This window comes from Ruegeria sp. CDSC042, assembly GCF_059610745.1.
This window is the reverse complement of sequence record NZ_JBXWOF010000005.1, coordinates 13257-32051: the sequence shown is the minus strand read 5'-3', so window position 1 is coordinate 32051 and position 18795 is coordinate 13257. Positions and strand designations below refer to the sequence as shown.

The window sequence follows — 18795 nt, the reverse complement described above, 5'->3', positions numbered from 1 at the left end:
CGGCTTACTCCGCCGCGATCTGCACTGGTGATGCGCTAAGCTCAGCCTTCTTAGCTTCGACATCGATATCGTAAAGTGCTGCTGCATTCAGACCCAGGATCTTTTCTTTGATCTCATCGGTCAGTTGAACGCCGCGTTCTTTGGCGATGTCTTCAGGGATCTGATACTCCCAGAATTGCTCAACAAGCCATTGAGGGGTCCAGATTGCATAGTCCGAGCCGAACAGGATCTTTTCCTCGCCGATCCAGAACAGCAGTTCCGCCATCACTTCACCGAAATACCTGGGACGGGTGAAAATGAACGGCATGGCAACGGCAAGACCGCCGTAGACATTGGTTTCCTGCGTCGCAATCCAGCAGAAATCATCCAAGCGCGGCAATCCGCAATGCTCAATTATCCAGTTCAGATTCTGGAAATCGGTAGCGGCATAATCCACATCACGAACGTCAAACGCATCCATGCTGAGCGGAATGATGGTCGGACCTTTGTGAACATGGATATTCTTGATACCCAGCTTGTCGCACAGTTCAAAGCACTTGTAAGCGGCAGGGTCATTGAGGGCCCAACCCTTGCTCTCTCCGTTCCATTCAGCGGTGTACATTTTGACACCTTGGATATCGAAGTTTTCCTTCATGTAGTGGATGTATTCCAGCGCTTTCTCACCGTCTCTCGGATCGAATGACCCGTTCACGATAAAGCGCTCAGGATGGCGCGAGGCCATTGAGCTGCTGCGCTCAATGCTAGAAAAACCATTCTTGTAGAAGTCGCGCAGATATGTCGACTGGATGATCGCCACATCATCAGGCCCATCGATGAACAGATCCCGATAGACATCGTCTTCCGAGTACTTTTCGAACCGTCCTTTTTCCCACAGCTGTTCCGGCGGGCTTAGGTTGGTGTGGTAAGCATAAAAGCAGTCAATGAACTGCTTACCGTGAATATTGCTCTGGTTTTCCGGGCTGCCGTCCCAAAAATGAGTGTGACCGTCGACCACGAATATTTCTTTGCCATCTTTGGTTTTAAACATCGATTCCTCCTCAGGTAGTCTGAATTTTCACGCCGTGAAGTTTGGGAATGCGAACCCGAGCAAAGCCGGGTTCGCACATCGATTTTGTCACTCGATATATTCGAAGACGTCGTCCATGTTTCCAAACAGGACGACGGTGTTGTCATCGACCCGGACCATCCGGCCATAATGAGTGGACGTGTTGACTTCGAAAGTTTCCGCAGTCATTTCGCGACCCAGAAATTCACTGATCTCATCCATTTTGAAAACCAGTTTGCCCTCGCCGTCGACACGGATGGTCGCAGGGTTGTGGGTTACTGTGACTTTGGGATCTTCGCCCATGAACTCGGCAATCGCCCGGGCTTCAACAGAGTCATTCATGGTCACACCGCACTGGTGCGAAATGGTCTGTTCAAACTTGATTTCGTTCATCGGCTTGAAGATGTTTTGTTTTGAAGCGTCGCGTGCTGTACTCGACATCGTAAATTCTCCTTTGGGTTAGCGGCTCAGGCCAAGTTCAGACAGGATTTGGCCAAGACGCTCTTGCGAGACGGCTTTGACATCTTCGAAAGCAACGGGCTTGGAATGCGGCTGTGACCAGACTGGTTGCAACGCCAGTACGGCTTTGTCAGCCAGATCAGCATGTTTCTTGATCCAAGTTTGGAACAATGCCTTGTTATGCGCACCATGCTCTTCATCGTTTGCCAGCAGGTACATAAGGTCGATTGTGTTCGCGAGGTTGCGCTCATAATCGGCCTCGGCGGCCGAGATAACTGGCGGCGTGATGAAGTCATTGTTCGCAGCGGCGGCCTGCATCAGGAAACCCGACCGGAAAAGCTCGCCAACCAGCGGTTCAAAGATCAGATTGATCGCGAAATACTGCTCAAGGTAGTCTTCCGACCCCATGATGGTTTCGATCGCCTCGCGGCACGGTTGCCACATTGGATCTTCCAGCCAGGCTTTCTTGCCCAGTTCATCGTTCCAACCTTCGATATCCATTCCGATCTCGGCCAGATACAACGTGATGTCCTGGCACAACCGCATTTTGTAGGACGAGTTGGTCAGCGTGGCGTTGTTGATCATCTGAGTATAGCCATACCTCTGGGCTTGCATCAGAGATGTGCCAAGACCAAACTCTGCATGTTTCCAGGCACCCAAATGAGTTTGCAGGATACGCTCCCAAGCCTTGTCAAACGACTTGTGGGCCCCGGCCTTGCGCGCATTGTCGACGACCGATTTTACCATTGAACAGATTTTGGACTGGCGCTGATAATGCGTGCGCTCCCATTCCTGATCAGGGGCTCGGAAGGCGTGCCAGTTTGAACTCAGCGCAGCTGTATTGTCCTTTTGATAGGCACCGCCGCCTTTGCCGCCTTCGAACTCGATGATCCAGTTTTGGATCAGATAGCGTTCGGGATCTGGTTGCACGTCGACGGTTACGTCTTCGTAATGCGTGGCGCGTTTGCCGCGTGGTTCAAAATAGTTGTATTTGCGGCTGGTCGATCCGACGAACGTTGCAGCGCCTGCGGCACCGGATCCAACGGAACTTGATGTAGCTACCATGGTAGCCTCCCTTGTTGTGTTTCATTCACATGACTAGCGATCAACCCAGCATCAGTGGGTCGATGAACCGGAAGTCGGTGTGAATTTGTCGTAAAAAACGCGCTCGCCATCGAAGTCGTTCATGAACAGCACCGGCGTCAGTGCATCGATCATCGGAGGGGGGCCGCAGGCGTAAACATCGCCTTCTCCATCGACGTCCAATTCCTTTAGATATTCGTCCACGATCTCGTGAACGAAGCCCCTAGCACCCGTCCAGTTATCGTCATCATCTGCGTGGCTTAACACTGGGATGAATTTGACATTCGCATTGGCGCCAGTGATCTCTGCGATCTCGTCCAGCTTGAACAGATCCTCTTGCGTGCGAGCCCCGTAAAAGAAATAAATATCGCGATCTTCGCCACTGCTGAGTTGATCATGCAGTATTGACCAGACCGGCGACATGCCGGAACCCGCCCCGACCAGGATCACCGGTCCTTGTCGGCCTTCCCGTCGGAAACACATTCCGTACGGTCCGCTGATTTCGACGGTGGCGCCTTTTTTGATCCCCCCTGCGTCGAGCTCGTTTGAGAACCTCCCGTCTGGGTATTTTTTGATGATGAAGGAGAGTTTCTGGGCTTCGCTCGGCGAATTTGCCATGGAGAACGAGCGTGTAATCTTCTCCCCTTTTTCGGTGGTAACCGTGATGTCGACATATTGCCCCGCCCAAAATTTGAGCGGTGTATCAATTTCAATATCAACACCGCGAATGTCATGGGTCAGCTTTTGGAAATCGACAATTCGGCCATTGAATTCTTTGACCGGAATGGATTTCGATAAAACCTCCTCGTCATAATTCAGGAGTTCAATTTCGACGTCGCTATACGCCACAGTTCTGCACATCAGAACGTGTCCACTTTCCTTCTCAAAGTCATTGAGTGCGAAGGTTGAATACTTGAGCATTTCGGTTTCGCCATCCAACTGGACACATTTGCAAGCCGAACACTGGCCTTCTTTGCATCCATGCGGCAGAGCTATGCCTTGGCGGAAAGCGGCATCGAGAATAGTTTCATCCTCTTCAACCTCTATTTCCAAGCCAACCGGCTCAAAACGAACCCTGTATATTTCACCCATTAGTCGAGTCTCCTGTGTCCCGAAATCACGCGCGGAATTCGGACCTTCCTGTATGCAAGGGCCAATCAAGGCCCTTGCAAAAGATTGCTTTAGTTGAAGGGTGTGATGGTGAAACCAGCACGGTACTCGGCCAGATGTGCTTCACGCTCACCGTCCGACATGCCACGCAGTGCATTAAGCGGCGAGCCAAGGGTGTGACCGCGAACATCGTCCAGCGTCCACATATCCTTGTTGTCAAAGCGCAGATGCGGCTGCGGCACCAGTGTCTTACCGTCTTCACGAACGAAGTTGAGGTCTTTGATGGCATCCGCCAGATCCCAACCGTCGTAAACGGTTTCCCACTCACGTTTGCCCGAGAACTTGCCCATCGCCGGCGTTGGCCGACCCTGGTATTCGTCTGCGAACGCTTCAACAGCGGTCCAGCGATCAAGCTCATGTGCAAAGGTGTGCAGCTGACCGTCGATTTCGTCGACAACCATGTCTTCACGGATCAGGCACGGCACCAGGCACGACCAGCAGCGATGCGGATAAACATAGCCAACTTCTTCGTTGAAGGTGATGACTTTCTGGCCCGGAACGCTCAACTTGGCATACCATTTCCAGAAGTCGCCAAACTCGGCATACCAACCCGGATACTTGTGCTCAAACCACTCAAAATCTTTCTCGGTCTGAGCTTCAATCCGCCAGAAGTTCACCGGCCAACCGACTGCGAAGAACTGAGCAACTTTGTGCACATAGTTCTTCTCGGTGATCCGCTTCCAGGCTTCCTGCACATCGTCGTGATGTACTTTAACGCCGTATTTCTCGAGCGGCAGCATGTAGGTCCGGTAGTAGTCTTCAAAGATCCAGCGATGCCACATCTCCGCATAGGATTCCTTTTCCTTGTCGCGGTTGGTGGTGCCATATTCGATGAACGTACCGATCGCCGCATCAACGATGGCGTGGTTCTGCCAGAAGGAGTACCGCAGGTCGCGTTCCAAAAGCAGATGGTTCTCTGGCTCTTTCAGGGCCGCCATCAGAAGCGAGTGACCGTTACCGATGTGACGGCTTTCGTCAGACTGAACCGACAGGAACACAGTTGGCAAAGCATAATCGCCATTGCGGGCGGCCTCTGAAGGCATTGCCACAAAGAGAGTGTTCGTAAACGCGGTTTCAGCAACAACGGTCAGATACATGCATGCGGCGGTCATTGTGTCGCCGGTGATGAACCCTTCGCCGAATTGACGGCCAATGGTGGTGGCATAACACTTACCAAAGGCTTCTTCGGTGATGTCGAAACCAGCCGGATCGATGTAGTTTTCCATGTACCACTTTTTCAGGTTCATCTGAATTGTGGAGTGACGGAATTCATCAACCATCTGCATAGTGAAACCTGTGCGCAGGTCTTCACCCGGCGCCAGACGAGCCACCATGGCCATCGAACGCGCAGCCGAAATTTCCGGGAACGGAATGATCGCCAGGAACAGCTTCATCCATTCGATCCAGCGCGGTTCAACGTTGCGGAACATGTCACCACGCAGCGCAGCGTCTAGCGCACCGTATACCCGGTTGTCTTTCTCTTCTTCCATCGGGAAGTAAGAGCGCAGAACCTGCTTCATCGGGTCGCGCGGCGCTTTGGTGATCTTATAGTCTGTGGGGAAAGTATTCGCTTCCTGAACATAGGTTGGATTCCAACCCAGGTCCGAAATCTTCTTGGTGGCCTCCCCTACCGAGATTCCTCTCTGAGAGGTAATTTTATTTAGCGTAATCGCCATGCCATGAGACTCCTTTGTTGCTGACCAATTTCTCGGTCGGTTGGAGACAGCGCATGCTGCCGTTTCTTCGACCCGATCACTGAACAGAGCCAAGAGGCACGGTCAGTTGATCCAGTCGTTCGGATCACGGCAAAGGTTTCGGAATGTATGCTCGGCGCTGCGCGTCAGTTCCTGCCGAATTCATCGGCGGGCACTCACTTCTTTGGCCGAACCCTCCCTGGTCCTTCGTTCTTGATGGTCCCCGTTTGAACGGGAACGCGGCGTTATGCCTAATTACATGCAAGGGGCATGCCAGATTTTGGATTTGGGTGATATTTTGGCTTAGAAAATCAGAGTGATTTATATAACATATTGTTTTATATGTTTATTTAATCTCTAAAAATTCTACTTCGTTCACACATGCTGTGAAGAGATCGTGTTTTGACAGTTCCAGAATCCTGTCAAAACTGTCACGTTGCTTTACAAACTTTACGTTCACACCGCTGTTTACACTTAGCGTTACGATTAGGCCGCACGCACGGTAACAGGTATTTTTCTGCGCTTATTTTCCGACTTCAGAGGCTTCTTTGCTCGAATTGACGACACACTCTGTGCTGCGTGGAACCTGTTCCGGACCACGCGCCACTTTCAGAGTGCATCTACAGGAGCGCAAATACGTAAGCCCACTACCCGAGCGCTTGGCAACCCAATGCGCAAAACCGATCGCGAATCACCACCTTGGTCAAACAGGCATGCCCAACGACAGCAGGACGTTGAATTTTCCCTTTGTAAAACAATGAAACTAATCCGCGTTACACTCTGTAAACATGTTTAACTAATCGCGCCAAGGTTGTGAAAAAAGATGCTTTTTCGAGGCATATTTTGCGCTGAACATTCTTTGTAGACCAGACAACTGATGATAATTTGAGCACTGCAAACATCGCACGTCTTCAGTCAGGTCAGCCGCAATCGGGCGAAGCGTTTTGAGGCAGCACAGTCGAGTAAGGACAGTGTTTAATCGTATCTTTTCGGGGGATCAAATGAGCGACCAAGGCACAATCAAAATAGCCCCAGGTCGCCGCGTAACAGTGTCTCAAATGTCAGTTCGGTCGTTCGGTTTTCACAGCGTAGGGCATCTGGTCCCAAATCGCTTCGATATCGCTGCTCAAGAGCGCGTGGAGTTCCCGCAGTATTTGTTCACGAAGATCACCCGAAGTTTGTGCCAGCGCCTCTTGCGCGGCTACGAGGTTTATCGGGCTTGGCTCGGAAGCCGCCTTTTCAGCCGCATGTGTCAGCAAGCTGTCATTGCCGCACAAATCCAGACTGATTTTGTGCAGGCCCTGAAAGAACCGATCGGTTACGTCTTTCTGTTTCACGAGAAGTCTCTCATCTGTTCCAAGCAACAGCTCGAATTTCTAAAGGAGGTTTGAATGGCCGGTCAATCCTCAGCAGTCTCGGATTTGTTTCTCAAGCGCATGGAACTAATCAACGGTTTGTCGCAAGCCAATGTAGAGAACCTGCGCATTCTACAACAAATCGCCGGCTACGACATCTTACTGATGAAAGACCCGGACTGTGCGCAGACGCTCGATGCAATTGACAAATCTTCGAACGAATTGACCGCTTCACAGGAACATATCGACGCTTTGGAACGCGATGTTGCGAAGATCGATGAACAAATTGAAAACGCCCGCAATCTGGAGGACGGATAATGGTCGAAAATAGTGCCGCAGGGCTTTCTTTGTTTGACCTTCTGGGCCGAGACTGGGCATTGGATGATGCAATAGATCAGGTTCTCTTCAATAAAGAAGACAGTTGTGCAGCCTTCAAACTGACATCTGGAAAATTGGCGTTGGCTGCTGTCGAAGATCTGGAAAGTCCAAAAATTCGAACCCGAATGGATTTGGAAACCGGTCGGACAACCATCCGTCCGCGCGAAAACCCGATAGCGCCGGTTAAGACCCCGGACATCTCTGTCCGTACTGACCTATCCATCGTTCGTTTTGGAGCGCAGGGCTTCGCGGCAATCTGTGACGACGGGGTTCTACGGCAGATCACGGCGGGGGGACAGGTTGTTGACAGGCTCAAGCTGCAAGATCGGAACGTAACAGGTGCCGCAGGCACTAAGAATGGCGATCAAATCGCCATTGCTGCAGACACGCTGATTGAGGTCATCTCAACATCAGAATTGACGTCCGTAGTCACACTCACAACAAGTCATCCTGTTGTTTGCCTGTCATATTCCGACGATGGCCGCGCTCTTGCTAGCTGGGGTGATGGCAAACTGACCCTGTTTGATCTGGGCACCCCCGATACGGCCCCTGTCACATATGACATCGCAAGCGAGATTACGGAAATCAAATGGCGTCATACAGCAAACCATCTGTGTTGTGCCTCAGCTGACAACAGCTTTTATCTTATCGACCGCAGTGCGGGATCGGTCCAGCAGGTCGAAGGATACCCTGCACCGGTTCGCAATGTCGCGTTCAGCAAATCGGCCAATGCGCTCGTGACATCAGGTGCGTTCCGTCTTGTTGGCTGGGACGCAAATGACCTGCCGCAGAATGACGAGGCAGGCACACCAATCGCTACTGGCAAACCCGGCTTTGTCGTACTGAACGCGATTGCCGCACATCCCAAGCGGGACGTTGTCGCAACAGGATATGCCAGTGGTCTGGTGACTTTAGCCAGCGTCGGAACTCCACAAGACATGATGTTGCATCAAGAACGCGGAACCGAAGTGACCAGCCTGGCCTGGTCAAAGACCGGAGAGCATCTGGCAATCGGTTTTGCATCTGGAAAGGCTGCACTGGCGACCTTCCCTTCTCAGATGTTCAAATAAACCACTCCACCCAAGCCATCAGGAGATAGAAAATGTCCAAGACCTTGTCCCCGGAAGAGCAAAGTAAAGATAAATACTTCGCTCAACTATCGAAAATTTCAGAAGCGATGATCGAAGAACATGGCAAAGACTTTGCCATGGGCGCTTTGGTAATGGCGGCGCAATGGATCGCTAAGAACCAGTTGGGCCCGCAAGAAGATATCGTGCACTAGAACTAACTGTGCAGAACTGCCAACACGCCAGCCGCGTCAACCGCAAGCATCCGCCTCATCTGATCAACGGTTACTTCGGAAATCAGCGGCGTCATGCGCCCGATGCCATCATGTGCATCTGGCCCTTCAGCATTGCGAACCGCAGCCAGATCCTGCCCGAAATCACCGTTTAGAACATGAGAATACGCACACATCTCTTGCAAGCGCAGAGTGACGAAATAGAGGCAATCCCCGGTTTCGTCGAACTGGCCTGCGTATGGTTTGGATCCACGTTTTCCGGAACCAGAGAAAGAGGTATGAACAGCAGTGCCCAGGATAGCCTTAACCTGTTGGCGCCAAGCGGCATACGTCCCATCCTGATCAAATTCCAGGCCTGCGCGGTAAAGTCGTTCGCTTACTGCTTTGAACGCGCGACCGCCTGCAATATGACGCCGCCAAAAGTCTTGAGCTTCCTCGATGGTCGTGCACTCGACAAATCGTTTGGCCAGCTTCGGTCTGGATACAAACGCCAGCGCCATATCCACATCTTCAGAAATAGATCGTGCAATCTGCATAGACGGCGTCGGCAAATCATGTTGGAAAAGCAACCGGATCGCGTCCAACTGTTCGATCATTCGAAACGTCAATGCGCGAAGCGCCTCCCACTGATCCGTTGTAAGCCCACTGTCCGGCAAATTGACTGCCTCAACCGACGCAGAGTGCAGAGACGCAACCCAGATGGCAGCCTGATCAAACATAAAGAACGTATCGACTGCATGGCTGTCGGTACCAATGTCCCAATCTTCAAGAAAGCTAAAGCCGCGAAATCGGACAATCGTCTTTCGCCAAACGTCATCCAGGTCGAGACCTTTTGCCGACCACATTTGCCGGGTCCGCGCAAGAAGTTGAGGGGAAACACCGGGATAGCTGCGTTCAAAAGAGCCTGGGAAAACATGAGACGTGTCAGATTGCATGTCGAAATTGTCTCTCATTGGGTTGCGTCAGTCTATCAACGATCTCTGACGCGACAAACCATCAATGCAAAGCATCCGCGCCAAACGATACGTAATTTCGACCGATCTTTGGCATTTGAGGTCTGAGGGGTAATCCAATGGTTATGAGTTTCCGACATTCGCAACGTCAGACCGGGCTTTTGAACCACTCGATGGCGCAAGCGATCAAGTTGATGCGGATGCATAAGTTCGAACTACTGAACCACTTGGCGCAAGTCACAGAAGAAAACCCGTTTCTCGAAGCTGGTTCTGAGGACCTTGGAGAGCAATCGGGCGGGTTAGTTGCACCCATGACTGACATGTCCGACACTGTTGCCGACACCAAGACCAGCCTTTACCAAAATATAGCTGAACAACTGCCGCTGATTTTCGACAAAAATAGCGACATCAGCATTGCATTGGCATTCCTGGCCGAGATCGAACCCAGCGGATGGCTTGGGGCTTCGGTGGATGACGTCGCCGCTGCCTATGGCTTTTGCCCCAAAACCTGCGCCGAAGTCCTGTCAAAGCTGCAAACAGTCGAACCGGCTGGACTGTTTGCCCGCGACCTCAAGGAATGCCTGCGCCTACAGGCGAGTGACCGCGGAATTCTAAACGGAGCTATGTCGAAACTGATCGACAATCTCGACGCACTGATGGATTGCGATCTGCCAAGTTTGGCACGAAAACTCGGGGTGGATCTGGCAGATATTGCACGATGTCTGGATGACATACGCAAAATGAATCCAAAACCAGGGGCTAACTTCGAAAGTGATGAAACACTGGCACGGGAAAGTGACGCCACAGTAGAGATCGTTGGTACCGACCTGTTGATAGCGTTGAATTCGTCAAGCTTTCCGACTGTTCGATTATCGCGGGCGCTGAACTCGAGCGAGCCTGCCAAAGCCGCACTGCAAAATCACCACGTTTCAATGATACGACAAGCCAAGTCATTGCGTTCAGCATTGGAGGTCAGAAACGCAACTGCGATGGCAGTAATTACAGCGATATGTATGCGTCAACGCAGGTTTCTTGCACGCGGATTCTATTCGTTGCGCCCAATGCGCATGAGTGATGTTGCCGAAGACACTGGCTTCAGCGAAGCGACGATAAGTCGGGTCGTGTCAGGTCTGACGATTCAATGTCCATTGGGTAATATTTTGGCCAAATCGCTTTTTTGTGCACCAATTGCCCAGGGTGCCCTGTCCGAGACCAAACATGTGGCGTTGCATCAAATCAGGCGTTTAATTGCGTCCGAAGACAAATTCGCTCCTCTCAGTGATGGAGACATCGCAGTTCATGTGAATAAATCTGGTTTCGCTCTGTCTAGGCGAACAATTACCAAGTACCGGCAATCACTTGGACTTAGCGCACCCAGCGTCAGACGAAAAAAAGCCGAAATAGAAATGCTGTCGATAACCGCACGAAAGGGAAGAACCTTAGGTCAGCGGGGTTTTGGCGAGAAGCAGAACCTGGGAACCTGAATTTCCCAAGGTAGATCCCAGTGAAACCCGTTATTATTCAGTCAACTGAGAAACAGGCGATGCCTGAAACGAAACAATCATGAACCGAACACCAAACGAGTTCGTAGAGCCGGTTATGCTGCGTAGCTTACGCCCTGTCTCGCTCGATGACCTAGGGGCCGTGCACGGGGCCCTTCAAAACCACGACCTGGTCCGCTGGCTGGGGGCATTGCCATTGAATGTCGATTGGGAAACGTCCCGGAAGTACCTTGAGTTCCTCCTGGACCCAGAAGTGGAATCTGCCGCAATCTGTTTGGGTGACCGACTGGTCGGAACCGTCAGCAATGGCCTCGAATTATCATTCTGGCTGGAACCTCGCCTTCACCGTCGCGGCTTGGGAAATTGGGCTATCTCGACTTTTATCGAGAGGCTTCCATCTCATTGTAACACGATTACTGCATGCTGCATGATAGACAATTTCGCGGCTTCGGCAGTGCTGGGGCAAATCGGGTTCCAGCGAGATAACCTGCCGTTAAGACGATTTTCGTTTGCTCACGAACACTCTGTTCCGATGTGGCGACACACACTGAAACGGTTCCCTGAAATTTAGGAATCCCAACACAAATTTCGCTTGCTAATTTACATTGCCAGCTATTGATACTCAACCTCTACGGATTACTTTGATAGCGTTGAGATACTCTGGAAGCTCAGTAGGGAAAAGCCTTGCCGAGGAAACCAATAGCTGAGGACGTCCTTACATATGTGCACTGTGGTGACCTTGTGAAAATAGCGTGTTCATTAATCACCAGCAGCGCGCGCCCAAAACAAGCGGAGCGCCAAGGGGCGTTCAGGTATCTTCCTGAACGGTCTATTGATCACGCCCCTACGATCACAGCAGGATAGAATTTGAAAAGGAAACAACTGAAATGACAAAAGCAGGCTCGTCAGACAGATCATTCTTACACGGACATGCTGACGGAGGCGTATGGGATAAGGCCGGTGCCCCGACGGGCGAAGATGCGTGGGATCCGGTTGATCTCGGGAACGGGATTTTTATGTTGGAAGTCGGCAGTGGGAACCCCGGCGGGACGCTCGGGCTTTTGGTTGGTGATGAAGGTTCTGTCCTGATCGACAACGGTTTGCAAAAAGCCGCCGATGTCACTGTATCCACAACCGAGAAGCTGGCTGGCGGACCGATAGATTTCCTTATCAGTACGCACCTTCATGGCGATCACGTCGGCTGTAATGCGAATTACGCGGCAAGGGGCGCAACTATTCTAGCCCATGACGAAACACGCCGCGCGCTGTTGGAAGATGATCAGTTCGACAAGGCCGGATTGCCGGTCATCACATTCAATGACAGGATGACGTTCCACCTGAATGGGCAGACAATTGAACTGATGCACTTTGCTAATGCGCACACCGTCAGCGACACAATCGTCCATTTTGTCGAAGCTAATGTCATTCATGCTGCTGATCTGTTCTTTAACAAGATCTATCCGTTCGTCGATCTTGAGAATGGCGGTAGCATCGACGGGTTTATTTCAGCTCAAAGACAGATCATCGATTTGGCCAACGACGACACTGTTATCATTGCAGGGCACGGTCCGGCGGGTAACAAGTTCGACATGCAGGCTTCGGTCGATTTGATGCTTGCGATCAAGGACACGATGAAACCCCTCGTCGATCAGGGCATGTCCATGGATGAAGTCCTGGCGCAAAATCCGTTATCCGTCTTTGAGAAGTTCGCCTGGTTTCACATTCCAACCGAGCGGATGACGATGATCATCTATTGTCTGCTGGCAGAGAACTGAAATTCTCTTGGCCGAATTCACCTCCTAGAATTTGGCCGTCAAGAATAAGGGCACAATGCGAGGCAGTAAGCTGCCTCGCTCAAAACCCCACACAGCCCGCAATAGGCGCGCTTCACAGATGATAATGGACCCGCTAGATCAACGGAATTCACTAGCCAGTGCCAGTTGAGGCAACGGTACCGCAGCGAGTGTTCGCCAGCCTTCTGGTGATACAAGTGTAGGGGATTTCTTTCAGGTTGCAGAGAAAGGCACCTGGCGAAGAAACGGAACAGATATTTCCTGCAATAGGTTCGAAATCCGCTCGGAAATGTACGGTGCTTTTTACACAGATAACCGCGTAGTTCGTTGGGTCTAATCCGATATGAGTAAAATGCGCGCGATCAAGACATTGGTTCCGTATACTTGTGACAACAAGGTCAATACTTGCCTCATGCCCAATCAAACGTAGGGCAGCTGTCTCGCCCAGCGTAGCTACCCCACCGCCATACATTTTTCCGGTATAGCGACAAAGGCCATCACCCAAAGCCAGAACTTCAAACTCTGCTTTGACTGGAACGTGCCCAGCCAAGTTGGACTTTGCACCGACCGCAAGTTTTATCCGTGCACCTTCTCCGGCCTTATGGGCTTGTTTTGCACTTTCAGGGTCATGGAACAGACCCATTAAGACACTCTTTGTCCCGCCCTCAATCAGTGCTGCCAGCAAGCCTGTAGTATCTGATGTCCCGCCCGCACCAGCGTTGTCCTGGACATCTGCGACAACAATGGGTTTTCGCCGCCTCTCGCGACATATCGAAACGGTTTCCTCTAGAGACAACATCGAACAATCAAGATCGGCTTCGCGAGATACGAACAAATGCACGACTTCTTCCGCGGCAGCAGCAGCTTTCTGGGCTGTGGCCGCGTAGGCAAGACATGATGGGCCTGTGTCTGAGAAGTCCGCCGCAGTGAAGCCGAGGGCAATTTCTGCCAGAATTTCCTGCTTCTCAAATCTTTCGGGCAACTGATAGATCTCGCTGAATGGCTTGGAGCCCGTATGTTGCGCATGCAGAGGGATGAGGTAAGGCACCGGTTGGAAAGCCTTGTAGAGCGTTTCGCCCGCTAGCAACCGCTGCAGGACAGGAACGCATCTTGCGCCGGTTTCCGCCATATCCAAGTGGGGATAGGTTCTGAAAACAGACAAATAGTCTGCATTGTCGACCATCTCAGCCGAGATGTTGGCGTGAAGGTCCAAACTTGCGACCACTGGCAATTCGAAGCCCACAACTTCACGTACACGACGCAGAAGCTCTCCCTCACCGTCAGCGAAGCTTTCGGTGACCATTGCCCCGTGGAGATCGAGATAAACGCCATCAATGTCGCCCACATCCCGGATGCGATCCAACAACATCTCGCAAATTGTTTCGAATGCGTGATCGGTTACATGTGCGGACGGTTCGGCAGAACACCACAGGGTTGGTGCGACTTCAAATCCTGCTGCCGCTGCAGCCTTCGCAAAACCGGCGATAGGTAGGTTCATGCCAAACGTTTCCGATATCACCTGCGCACCGTGCAACATGCTGGGCCAGGAATCGGCCATCTCAAACTCGTGCAGACCGGCCTGCGTCACACCAAAGCAATTAGTTTCATGCTGAAAACCCGCGATCGCAATACGCTTGGTCGCCATCATGTGTGCTCGATTTCTTGTTCGGCATGGGGCGCAGCAAAAACACTTTGGCCATAGCGGATCGTTTCAAGCACCCGCGTATCTGTCAGGCGGTCCGGATCGTGCAGTGGATTACGCGAAAGGACAACAAAGTCAGCAACTTTGCCCGGTTCGACAGAACCGCGCTGCTCGTCCTTGAAGACTTGCCAAGCAGCTTCGATGGTCTGAGCGCGCAAGGCTGACAGAACGCTGATCTTCTGATCTTCACCGAGCACGCGACCAGAAACGGATTTTCGATTTACCGCACAGTGGGCCAGATGGATCGGACGCGTCGGAGTGACCGAAGCATCATTGTGGATTGTATATCGCAAGCCAAACCGCTCGGCAGACGCCGCAGGGGATATCCGCTCGGAGCGCTGCGGCCCCAAGAATGTATCGTAGTGGCGATCACCCCAAAAATGTATATGAGCCGGAAAGAAACTGACGGTGAGTTCAAGCTGGGCCATACGCTCCAACTGATCATCCCGCAGAGCCTGACCGTGGATAATGGTGTGGCGATGATCTTGGCGAGGATGCGCAATAAGCGCCTTTTCCACCGCATCTATGAACATCTCGGCACCGGCATCACCATTGCAGTGGCAATGCATTTGGAAGCCCTTGCCATGGAGTTTTCTGACGTCGGCATCTAACTGTTCTTGTGAGGTGTAAACCATCCCACAAGGGTGGCAGGGATCGGACGGCTTGAAATACGGGGTAGACAAAAACGCGGTCTGCAACTGAAAAGCCCCGTCCGTGAACAATTTCCGCGGACCCAGTGTGAAATGCGGGTTGCCGGGCCAGTTCGTACCGATCCAATGCTCGGACAATTCGGGTTCCAGACTTCCGACGGGTAAGAGCTCAATGTCTATTCCCGGATCCAGATCCGCGGGCTGGCTGGCAAAGTGTTCCAACATGGTTTGCGACGCCCAGGCGTTTTGGGCATAGGTCACACCATAGGATAGGTATTCGTCACGACAGGCCTCAAAGCCTTGCCAGAACCTTTCGCGGTCAATCAGGAAATCAGTATCGCCCATCTCGCCCATGGCCGATAATCCTTCGATCAATCCCGTCAGGGCTCCGGTCTCAGGATCACGGCCAAAGCGGCCGCCTTCTGGATCAGGTGTTTGACAGGTTAACCCGCGCCTCTGAAGGGCAACAGAATTGGCTACGCCACAGTGCCCCGACGCATGAATAACCCAGATTGGATGACGCTGTGATACATCGTCCAGCTCAGCCCGCGTGGGCATGCGACCTTCGCGAATGGCAGTATTATCAAACAACACGCCCATGACCCATTCACCCTCGGGCGTCTCGCCAGCCTTTTCCCGAATCCTATTCAACGCCTGCGCCATGTGCTTGCAGTCCCCTAAAGGGGGCGACGATAAGTCGACACGGAACAGCCGTATGAACCCTGGATCCGGGAAATGCCCGTGCGGGTCGATAAACGCCGGCATCAGTGTACGACCCTGAAGGTTATACTCATGTGAGTCAGCCGGCATGCGTGCGCGCAGATCTGCTTCTGCACCGACGGCCTGAATTCTTTTGCCCTCGGTCAGAACAGCCTCTGGAGAGGAGTTCTGTGCATCCATAGTCAGGATTGTGCCGTTAAAATATAGTGTGCTTGGCATTGGGTTTCCTACTACGACAGCGGGGCCAGACAACGCAGCCCGTGGCCGCCATTTACTTCCCATTCCGGAGTCTGGGTGCAGATATCCTTGGCAAAGGGACAACGCTCGCGGAACTCACAACCGGACGGGCGTTTGAGCAAACTGGGGGGCTCACCTTTAAGAGCGATCCGTTCCAACCGCGCATCCGGGTCCGGCTCTGGGTTGGCACTCAGCAGGCAGCGGGTATAGGGATGGCGCGGCTCGTTAAAGATGGCCTCGGTTGTACCTTCTTCAACCAATCGGCCCAAATACATGATGCCCATTCTGTCAGCCACATGGCGTACGACGCTAAGGTTATGCGTGATAATCACCATCGCAAGCCCCAGCCTTTCGCGCAGGTCGTTGAGCAGGTTCAGCAGCTCGCCCTGAACCGACACATCGAGACCTGCAGTGGGCTCATCCGCAAGGATCAATTTGGGTTCCAGTGCCAGTGCACGTGCCACACCCACACGCCGAGCTTGGCCACCAGATAGCTGATAAGGATAGCGGTCCGCGAAATGCGTGGGCAAGTTGACCATTTCCAACAGGCGCTTGGCTTCGGCGTCCATGTCACGGTCTTTCATGCCCTGAATGCGGTAAGGCTCGGTAATCAGACTGCGGATGGTCAGACGCGGCGACAGGCTTCCAACCGGGTCTTGAAACATCATCGCCATGTCTTTGCGCAACGGGCGCATGACACTTTCGGGTGCGCCCCGAATTTCCTGACCTTCGAAGGTGACCGAGCCATCTTGCGCAGGTGCTAACCCGGCAATGGCGCGAATGACCGTGGTTTTACCAGACCCACTTTCACCAACCAGCGCGTAAGTCTCTCCGGGTTCTACGGTAAAGCTGACACCCGCCAGTACATTGACCGGGCCATAGCTGGTATTGAGGTCCACAACGTTCAGCAAGCTCATGATGCGACCTCCTGATGGTTCAGCCAGCACGCAGCGTGATGGCCTTCTTTCAACTGATCCAGTGGCGGTACTTCGGTGGCGCAGCGCGCCATGGCCTGATCACAACGATCCCTGAAAATGCAGCCCCCCGGCAGGTTGGCCAAGTCGGGCACTTCACCGGGAATGGTTGGCAATACACGGGCACGCTCTTTGATGTGACCGGGGTCGCATTCGATCAGTCGGCGTGTGTAAGGGTGTTTAGGATTGTGAAAAATCTCACGCACGTCCCCGCTTTCAACAACTGCGCCAGCATACATCACAACAACCCTGTCGCAGAGTTCTGCGATCACGCCCAAATGGTGCGAGATGAACAGGATGGCACAGTGAAACTCGCGCTGCAGCTCTTGCAGGCGCTCAATAATCTGCACCTCCAGTGTCGCATCCAGTGCAGTTGTCGGCTCATCCGCAATCAAAAGATCAGGTTCGGACATCAACGCCATCGCGATGGCGATCCGTTGACGCATCCCGCCAGAGAATTCATGCGGATATTGCGCCAGACGCGCCTCAGGGTCAGGAATGCCAACAGCGCCCAACAATTTGGCCGCGTGCGCCAACTTGTCAGCCTTGGACTGTCTGGATCGGTGCTGAATATCCAGCATCTGCTGACCGATAGTCAGAACCGGGTTGTGCGTTTGCATCGGATCCTGAAAGACGATGGATATATCCGCCCCGCGCAGGTCCCGCATGTGCCGCTCAGAGGCTTGCAGCAAATCCTTCCCCTTGAACCTAATTTCTCCTTCACGGAACCGGGTATTGGGCGCGGTCAAACGCAGAATGGATGAGATCAACGTGGATTTACCACAACCGGACTCTCCCACGATGCCAACGATTTCACCTTTGTTGACGTTGAATGTGATGTCCCTCAATGCCCTGAGGTCGCCACGGCCTGTTTCGTAATCGACGCAAAGCTGGTCGATTTCCAGAAGTGTCTCGGTCATCGCTGTTTCCTCAGTTTCGGGTCAACTACATCGCGCAGGCTTTCACCCAGAAACGTGAAGCCAAGCGTTGCCAGAATGATCGGCAGGCCTCCGCCAACAACCAACCAAGGAGTTTGGCGGATCAGGGAATAGCCATCCTTAAGCAAAGAACCCCAGCTCGGGGTCGGAGGCTTAACGCCCAGACCCAGGAAGGACAGGCCGGCCTCAAGCGCGATGACTGTGGGGATATCCATGGCTGCCAACACAGCCAGAACGCCAATGATGTTGGGCAGCATATGAACGCCTAGAATGCGCGCCATGCTGGCCCCCATTGAACGTTCAGCCAGGATGAACTCAGAGTTGCGGAGTGTCAGCGTTTGGGTCCGCGCCACGCGCCCATATGTTGGGATCGAGGTCGCCATGACGACAAACACGACCGTCTGCAGACTGGGCCCGATCAGGGCCACAACGGCCAGCGCGAACATCACTGTCGGAAAGGACCGGATGGTATCGAAGAACAGCATTAGAAGATTATCGAGCCATTTCGGCCCATACCCTGCAATCATGCCCAGTGTCAGGCCAATCGCCATTGCTCCGAACACGGCGGGCAATGCCACCTTGAGCGCAACTTGGCCCCCCGCGATGACCCGCGAAAACGTATCGCGCCCTAACTGATCTGTGCCCAGCAGGTGTGCTGTGGACGGTCCCTGCAAGCGGGATTTGATATCCATCGCAATCGGATCATAGGGTACGATCCAATACGCAAAGATTGCGCAGAAAACGATGACACCGACGATGATTAAGCCCATGAGACCAAGCGGGTCGCGCGCAACGCCGACTATGATCTGGCCCATTTCGGAACGAGATTTTTCCATGTGCCT

Annotated in this window: 18 protein-coding genes; 6 read left to right on the top strand and 12 right to left on the bottom strand. The window is 52.8% G+C overall.

The features are described from left to right. Positions 1-4: 4 nt before the first annotated feature. The 6 genes from AC2FHX_RS11930 to AC2FHX_RS11905 all read right to left on the bottom strand — a co-directional run bounded on the left by AC2FHX_RS11930 (position 5) and on the right by AC2FHX_RS11905 (position 6788). A complete protein-coding gene (locus AC2FHX_RS11930; protein WP_496702059.1) occupies positions 5-1027 on the bottom strand; it encodes an amidohydrolase family protein in 1023 nt (340 codons plus the stop codon). 87 nt (positions 1028-1114) lie between these two features. Beyond that, positions 1115-1486, bottom strand: coding sequence for an MmoB/DmpM family protein (locus tag AC2FHX_RS11925; protein WP_496697160.1), 372 nt, complete (start codon positions 1484-1486; stop codon positions 1115-1117). Between the two features lie 18 nt (positions 1487-1504). Beyond that, positions 1505-2569: an aromatic/alkene monooxygenase hydroxylase subunit beta gene (locus tag AC2FHX_RS11920; protein WP_496697161.1), complete on the bottom strand. Its 1065-nt coding sequence runs from the start codon at positions 2567-2569 to the stop codon at positions 1505-1507. A gap of 51 nt (positions 2570-2620) precedes the next feature. Continuing rightward, complete coding sequence (locus tag AC2FHX_RS11915) at positions 2621-3679, bottom strand: NADH:ubiquinone reductase (Na(+)-transporting) subunit F (RefSeq protein ID WP_496697163.1); 1059 nt, start codon at positions 3677-3679, stop codon at positions 2621-2623. Positions 3680-3768: 89 nt separating this feature from the next. Continuing rightward, the gene (locus AC2FHX_RS11910) at positions 3769-5433 is read right to left on the bottom strand and encodes an aromatic/alkene/methane monooxygenase hydroxylase/oxygenase subunit alpha (RefSeq protein WP_496697165.1); all 1665 of its coding nucleotides are present in this window, start codon (positions 5431-5433) and stop codon (positions 3769-3771) included. A gap of 1079 nt (positions 5434-6512) precedes the next feature. Then, the gene (locus AC2FHX_RS11905; RefSeq protein ID WP_496702061.1) at positions 6513-6788 is read right to left on the bottom strand and encodes a hypothetical protein; all 276 of its coding nucleotides are present in this window, start codon (positions 6786-6788) and stop codon (positions 6513-6515) included. Positions 6789-6842: 54 nt separating this feature from the next. Between AC2FHX_RS11905 and AC2FHX_RS11900 the strand changes: the two genes are divergently transcribed. The 3 genes from AC2FHX_RS11900 to AC2FHX_RS11890 are packed head-to-tail and all read left to right on the top strand — an operon-like array spanning position 6843 to position 8466. After that, positions 6843-7124, top strand: coding sequence for a hypothetical protein (locus tag AC2FHX_RS11900; RefSeq protein ID WP_496702062.1), 282 nt, complete (start codon positions 6843-6845; stop codon positions 7122-7124). Next, positions 7124-8254 (top strand): WD40 repeat domain-containing protein, encoded by a 1131-nt coding sequence (locus AC2FHX_RS11895; protein ID WP_496702063.1) that lies wholly within the window; start codon positions 7124-7126, stop codon positions 8252-8254. Before AC2FHX_RS11900 ends, AC2FHX_RS11895 begins: the two co-directional genes overlap by 1 nt. A 32-nt stretch (positions 8255-8286) precedes the next feature. Beyond that, positions 8287-8466, top strand: a complete 180-nt coding sequence (locus tag AC2FHX_RS11890; RefSeq protein WP_496697173.1) for a hypothetical protein — start codon at positions 8287-8289, stop codon at positions 8464-8466. 2 nt (positions 8467-8468) lie between these two features. Here AC2FHX_RS11890 and AC2FHX_RS11885 read toward each other — a convergent pair whose 3' ends face one another. Next, entirely contained in the window at positions 8469-9437 is a 969-nt protein-coding gene (locus tag AC2FHX_RS11885) for a hypothetical protein (protein WP_496697175.1), read from the bottom strand. Between the two features lie 125 nt (positions 9438-9562). Here AC2FHX_RS11885 and rpoN point away from each other — a divergent pair, with 125 nt between their 5' ends. The 3 genes from rpoN (at position 9563) to AC2FHX_RS11870 (ending at position 12714) form a co-directional block, all read left to right on the top strand. Then, complete coding sequence (gene rpoN / locus AC2FHX_RS11880) at positions 9563-10921, top strand: RNA polymerase factor sigma-54 (protein WP_496702065.1); 1359 nt, start codon at positions 9563-9565, stop codon at positions 10919-10921. A gap of 79 nt (positions 10922-11000) precedes the next feature. Then, a complete protein-coding gene (locus AC2FHX_RS11875; RefSeq protein ID WP_496730796.1) occupies positions 11001-11510 on the top strand; it encodes a GNAT family N-acetyltransferase in 510 nt (169 codons plus the stop codon). A 316-nt stretch (positions 11511-11826) separates the two neighbouring features. Continuing rightward, on the top strand, positions 11827-12714 hold the full coding sequence (locus AC2FHX_RS11870) for an MBL fold metallo-hydrolase (protein ID WP_496702067.1): 888 nt from the start codon (positions 11827-11829) through the stop codon (positions 12712-12714). Between the two features lie 151 nt (positions 12715-12865). On the opposite strand, the gene AC2FHX_RS11865 is transcribed toward AC2FHX_RS11870, so the two are convergent. From AC2FHX_RS11865 to AC2FHX_RS11845, 5 genes are read right to left on the bottom strand one after another with little or no spacing between them, the layout of a single operon-like run. Continuing rightward, positions 12866-14377 carry a M81 family metallopeptidase gene (locus tag AC2FHX_RS11865; protein WP_496730795.1) on the bottom strand — a complete coding sequence of 504 codons (1512 nt, stop codon included), beginning with the start codon at positions 14375-14377 and terminating at the stop codon, positions 12866-12868. Next, positions 14377-16023, bottom strand: coding sequence for an amidohydrolase (locus AC2FHX_RS11860; RefSeq protein WP_496702071.1), 1647 nt, complete (start codon positions 16021-16023; stop codon positions 14377-14379). Before AC2FHX_RS11860 ends, AC2FHX_RS11865 begins: the two co-directional genes overlap by 1 nt. Before the next feature lie 11 nt (positions 16024-16034). Then, positions 16035-16958, bottom strand: coding sequence for an oligopeptide/dipeptide ABC transporter ATP-binding protein (locus AC2FHX_RS11855; RefSeq protein ID WP_142636099.1), 924 nt, complete (start codon positions 16956-16958; stop codon positions 16035-16037). Then, a complete protein-coding gene (locus AC2FHX_RS11850; RefSeq protein WP_496702073.1) occupies positions 16955-17935 on the bottom strand; it encodes an ABC transporter ATP-binding protein in 981 nt (326 codons plus the stop codon). The genes AC2FHX_RS11855 and AC2FHX_RS11850 overlap by 4 nt, the downstream gene beginning before the upstream one ends. Further along, the gene (locus tag AC2FHX_RS11845; RefSeq protein WP_496691389.1) at positions 17932-18789 is read right to left on the bottom strand and encodes an ABC transporter permease; all 858 of its coding nucleotides are present in this window, start codon (positions 18787-18789) and stop codon (positions 17932-17934) included. Before AC2FHX_RS11845 ends, AC2FHX_RS11850 begins: the two co-directional genes overlap by 4 nt. Positions 18790-18795 lie beyond the last annotated feature (6 nt).

Bases quoted from the DNA above. Each gene is read 5' to 3' on its own strand.
- AC2FHX_RS11930 (WP_496702059.1), bottom strand. From the start codon at position 1,027: ATGTTTAAAACCAAAGATGGCAAAGAAATATTCGTGGTCGACGGTCAC.
- AC2FHX_RS11925 (WP_496697160.1), bottom strand. From the start codon at position 1,486: ATGTCGAGTACAGCACGCGACGCTTCAAAACAAAACATCTTCAAGCCG.
- AC2FHX_RS11920 (WP_496697161.1), bottom strand. From the start codon at position 2,569: ATGGTAGCTACATCAAGTTCCGTTGGATCCGGTGCCGCAGGCGCTGCA.
- AC2FHX_RS11915 (WP_496697163.1), bottom strand. From the start codon at position 3,679: ATGGGTGAAATATACAGGGTTCGTTTTGAGCCGGTTGGCTTGGAAATA.
- AC2FHX_RS11910 (WP_496697165.1), bottom strand. From the start codon at position 5,433: ATGGCGATTACGCTAAATAAAATTACCTCTCAGAGAGGAATCTCGGTA.
- AC2FHX_RS11900 (WP_496702062.1), top strand. From the start codon at position 6,843: ATGGCCGGTCAATCCTCAGCAGTCTCGGATTTGTTTCTCAAGCGCATG.
- AC2FHX_RS11895 (WP_496702063.1), top strand. From the start codon at position 7,124: ATGGTCGAAAATAGTGCCGCAGGGCTTTCTTTGTTTGACCTTCTGGGC.
- AC2FHX_RS11890 (WP_496697173.1), top strand. From the start codon at position 8,287: ATGTCCAAGACCTTGTCCCCGGAAGAGCAAAGTAAAGATAAATACTTC.
- AC2FHX_RS11885 (WP_496697175.1), bottom strand. From the start codon at position 9,437: ATGAGAGACAATTTCGACATGCAATCTGACACGTCTCATGTTTTCCCA.
- rpoN (WP_496702065.1), top strand. From the start codon at position 9,563: ATGAGTTTCCGACATTCGCAACGTCAGACCGGGCTTTTGAACCACTCG.
- AC2FHX_RS11875 (WP_496730796.1), top strand. From the start codon at position 11,001: ATGAACCGAACACCAAACGAGTTCGTAGAGCCGGTTATGCTGCGTAGC.
- AC2FHX_RS11870 (WP_496702067.1), top strand. From the start codon at position 11,827: ATGACAAAAGCAGGCTCGTCAGACAGATCATTCTTACACGGACATGCT.
- AC2FHX_RS11865 (WP_496730795.1), bottom strand. From the start codon at position 14,377: ATGGCGACCAAGCGTATTGCGATCGCGGGTTTTCAGCATGAAACTAAT.
- AC2FHX_RS11860 (WP_496702071.1), bottom strand. From the start codon at position 16,023: ATGCCAAGCACACTATATTTTAACGGCACAATCCTGACTATGGATGCA.
- AC2FHX_RS11855 (WP_142636099.1), bottom strand. From the start codon at position 16,958: ATGAGCTTGCTGAACGTTGTGGACCTCAATACCAGCTATGGCCCGGTC.
- AC2FHX_RS11850 (WP_496702073.1), bottom strand. From the start codon at position 17,935: ATGACCGAGACACTTCTGGAAATCGACCAGCTTTGCGTCGATTACGAA.
- AC2FHX_RS11845 (WP_496691389.1), bottom strand. From the start codon at position 18,789: ATGGAAAAATCTCGTTCCGAAATGGGCCAGATCATAGTCGGCGTTGCG.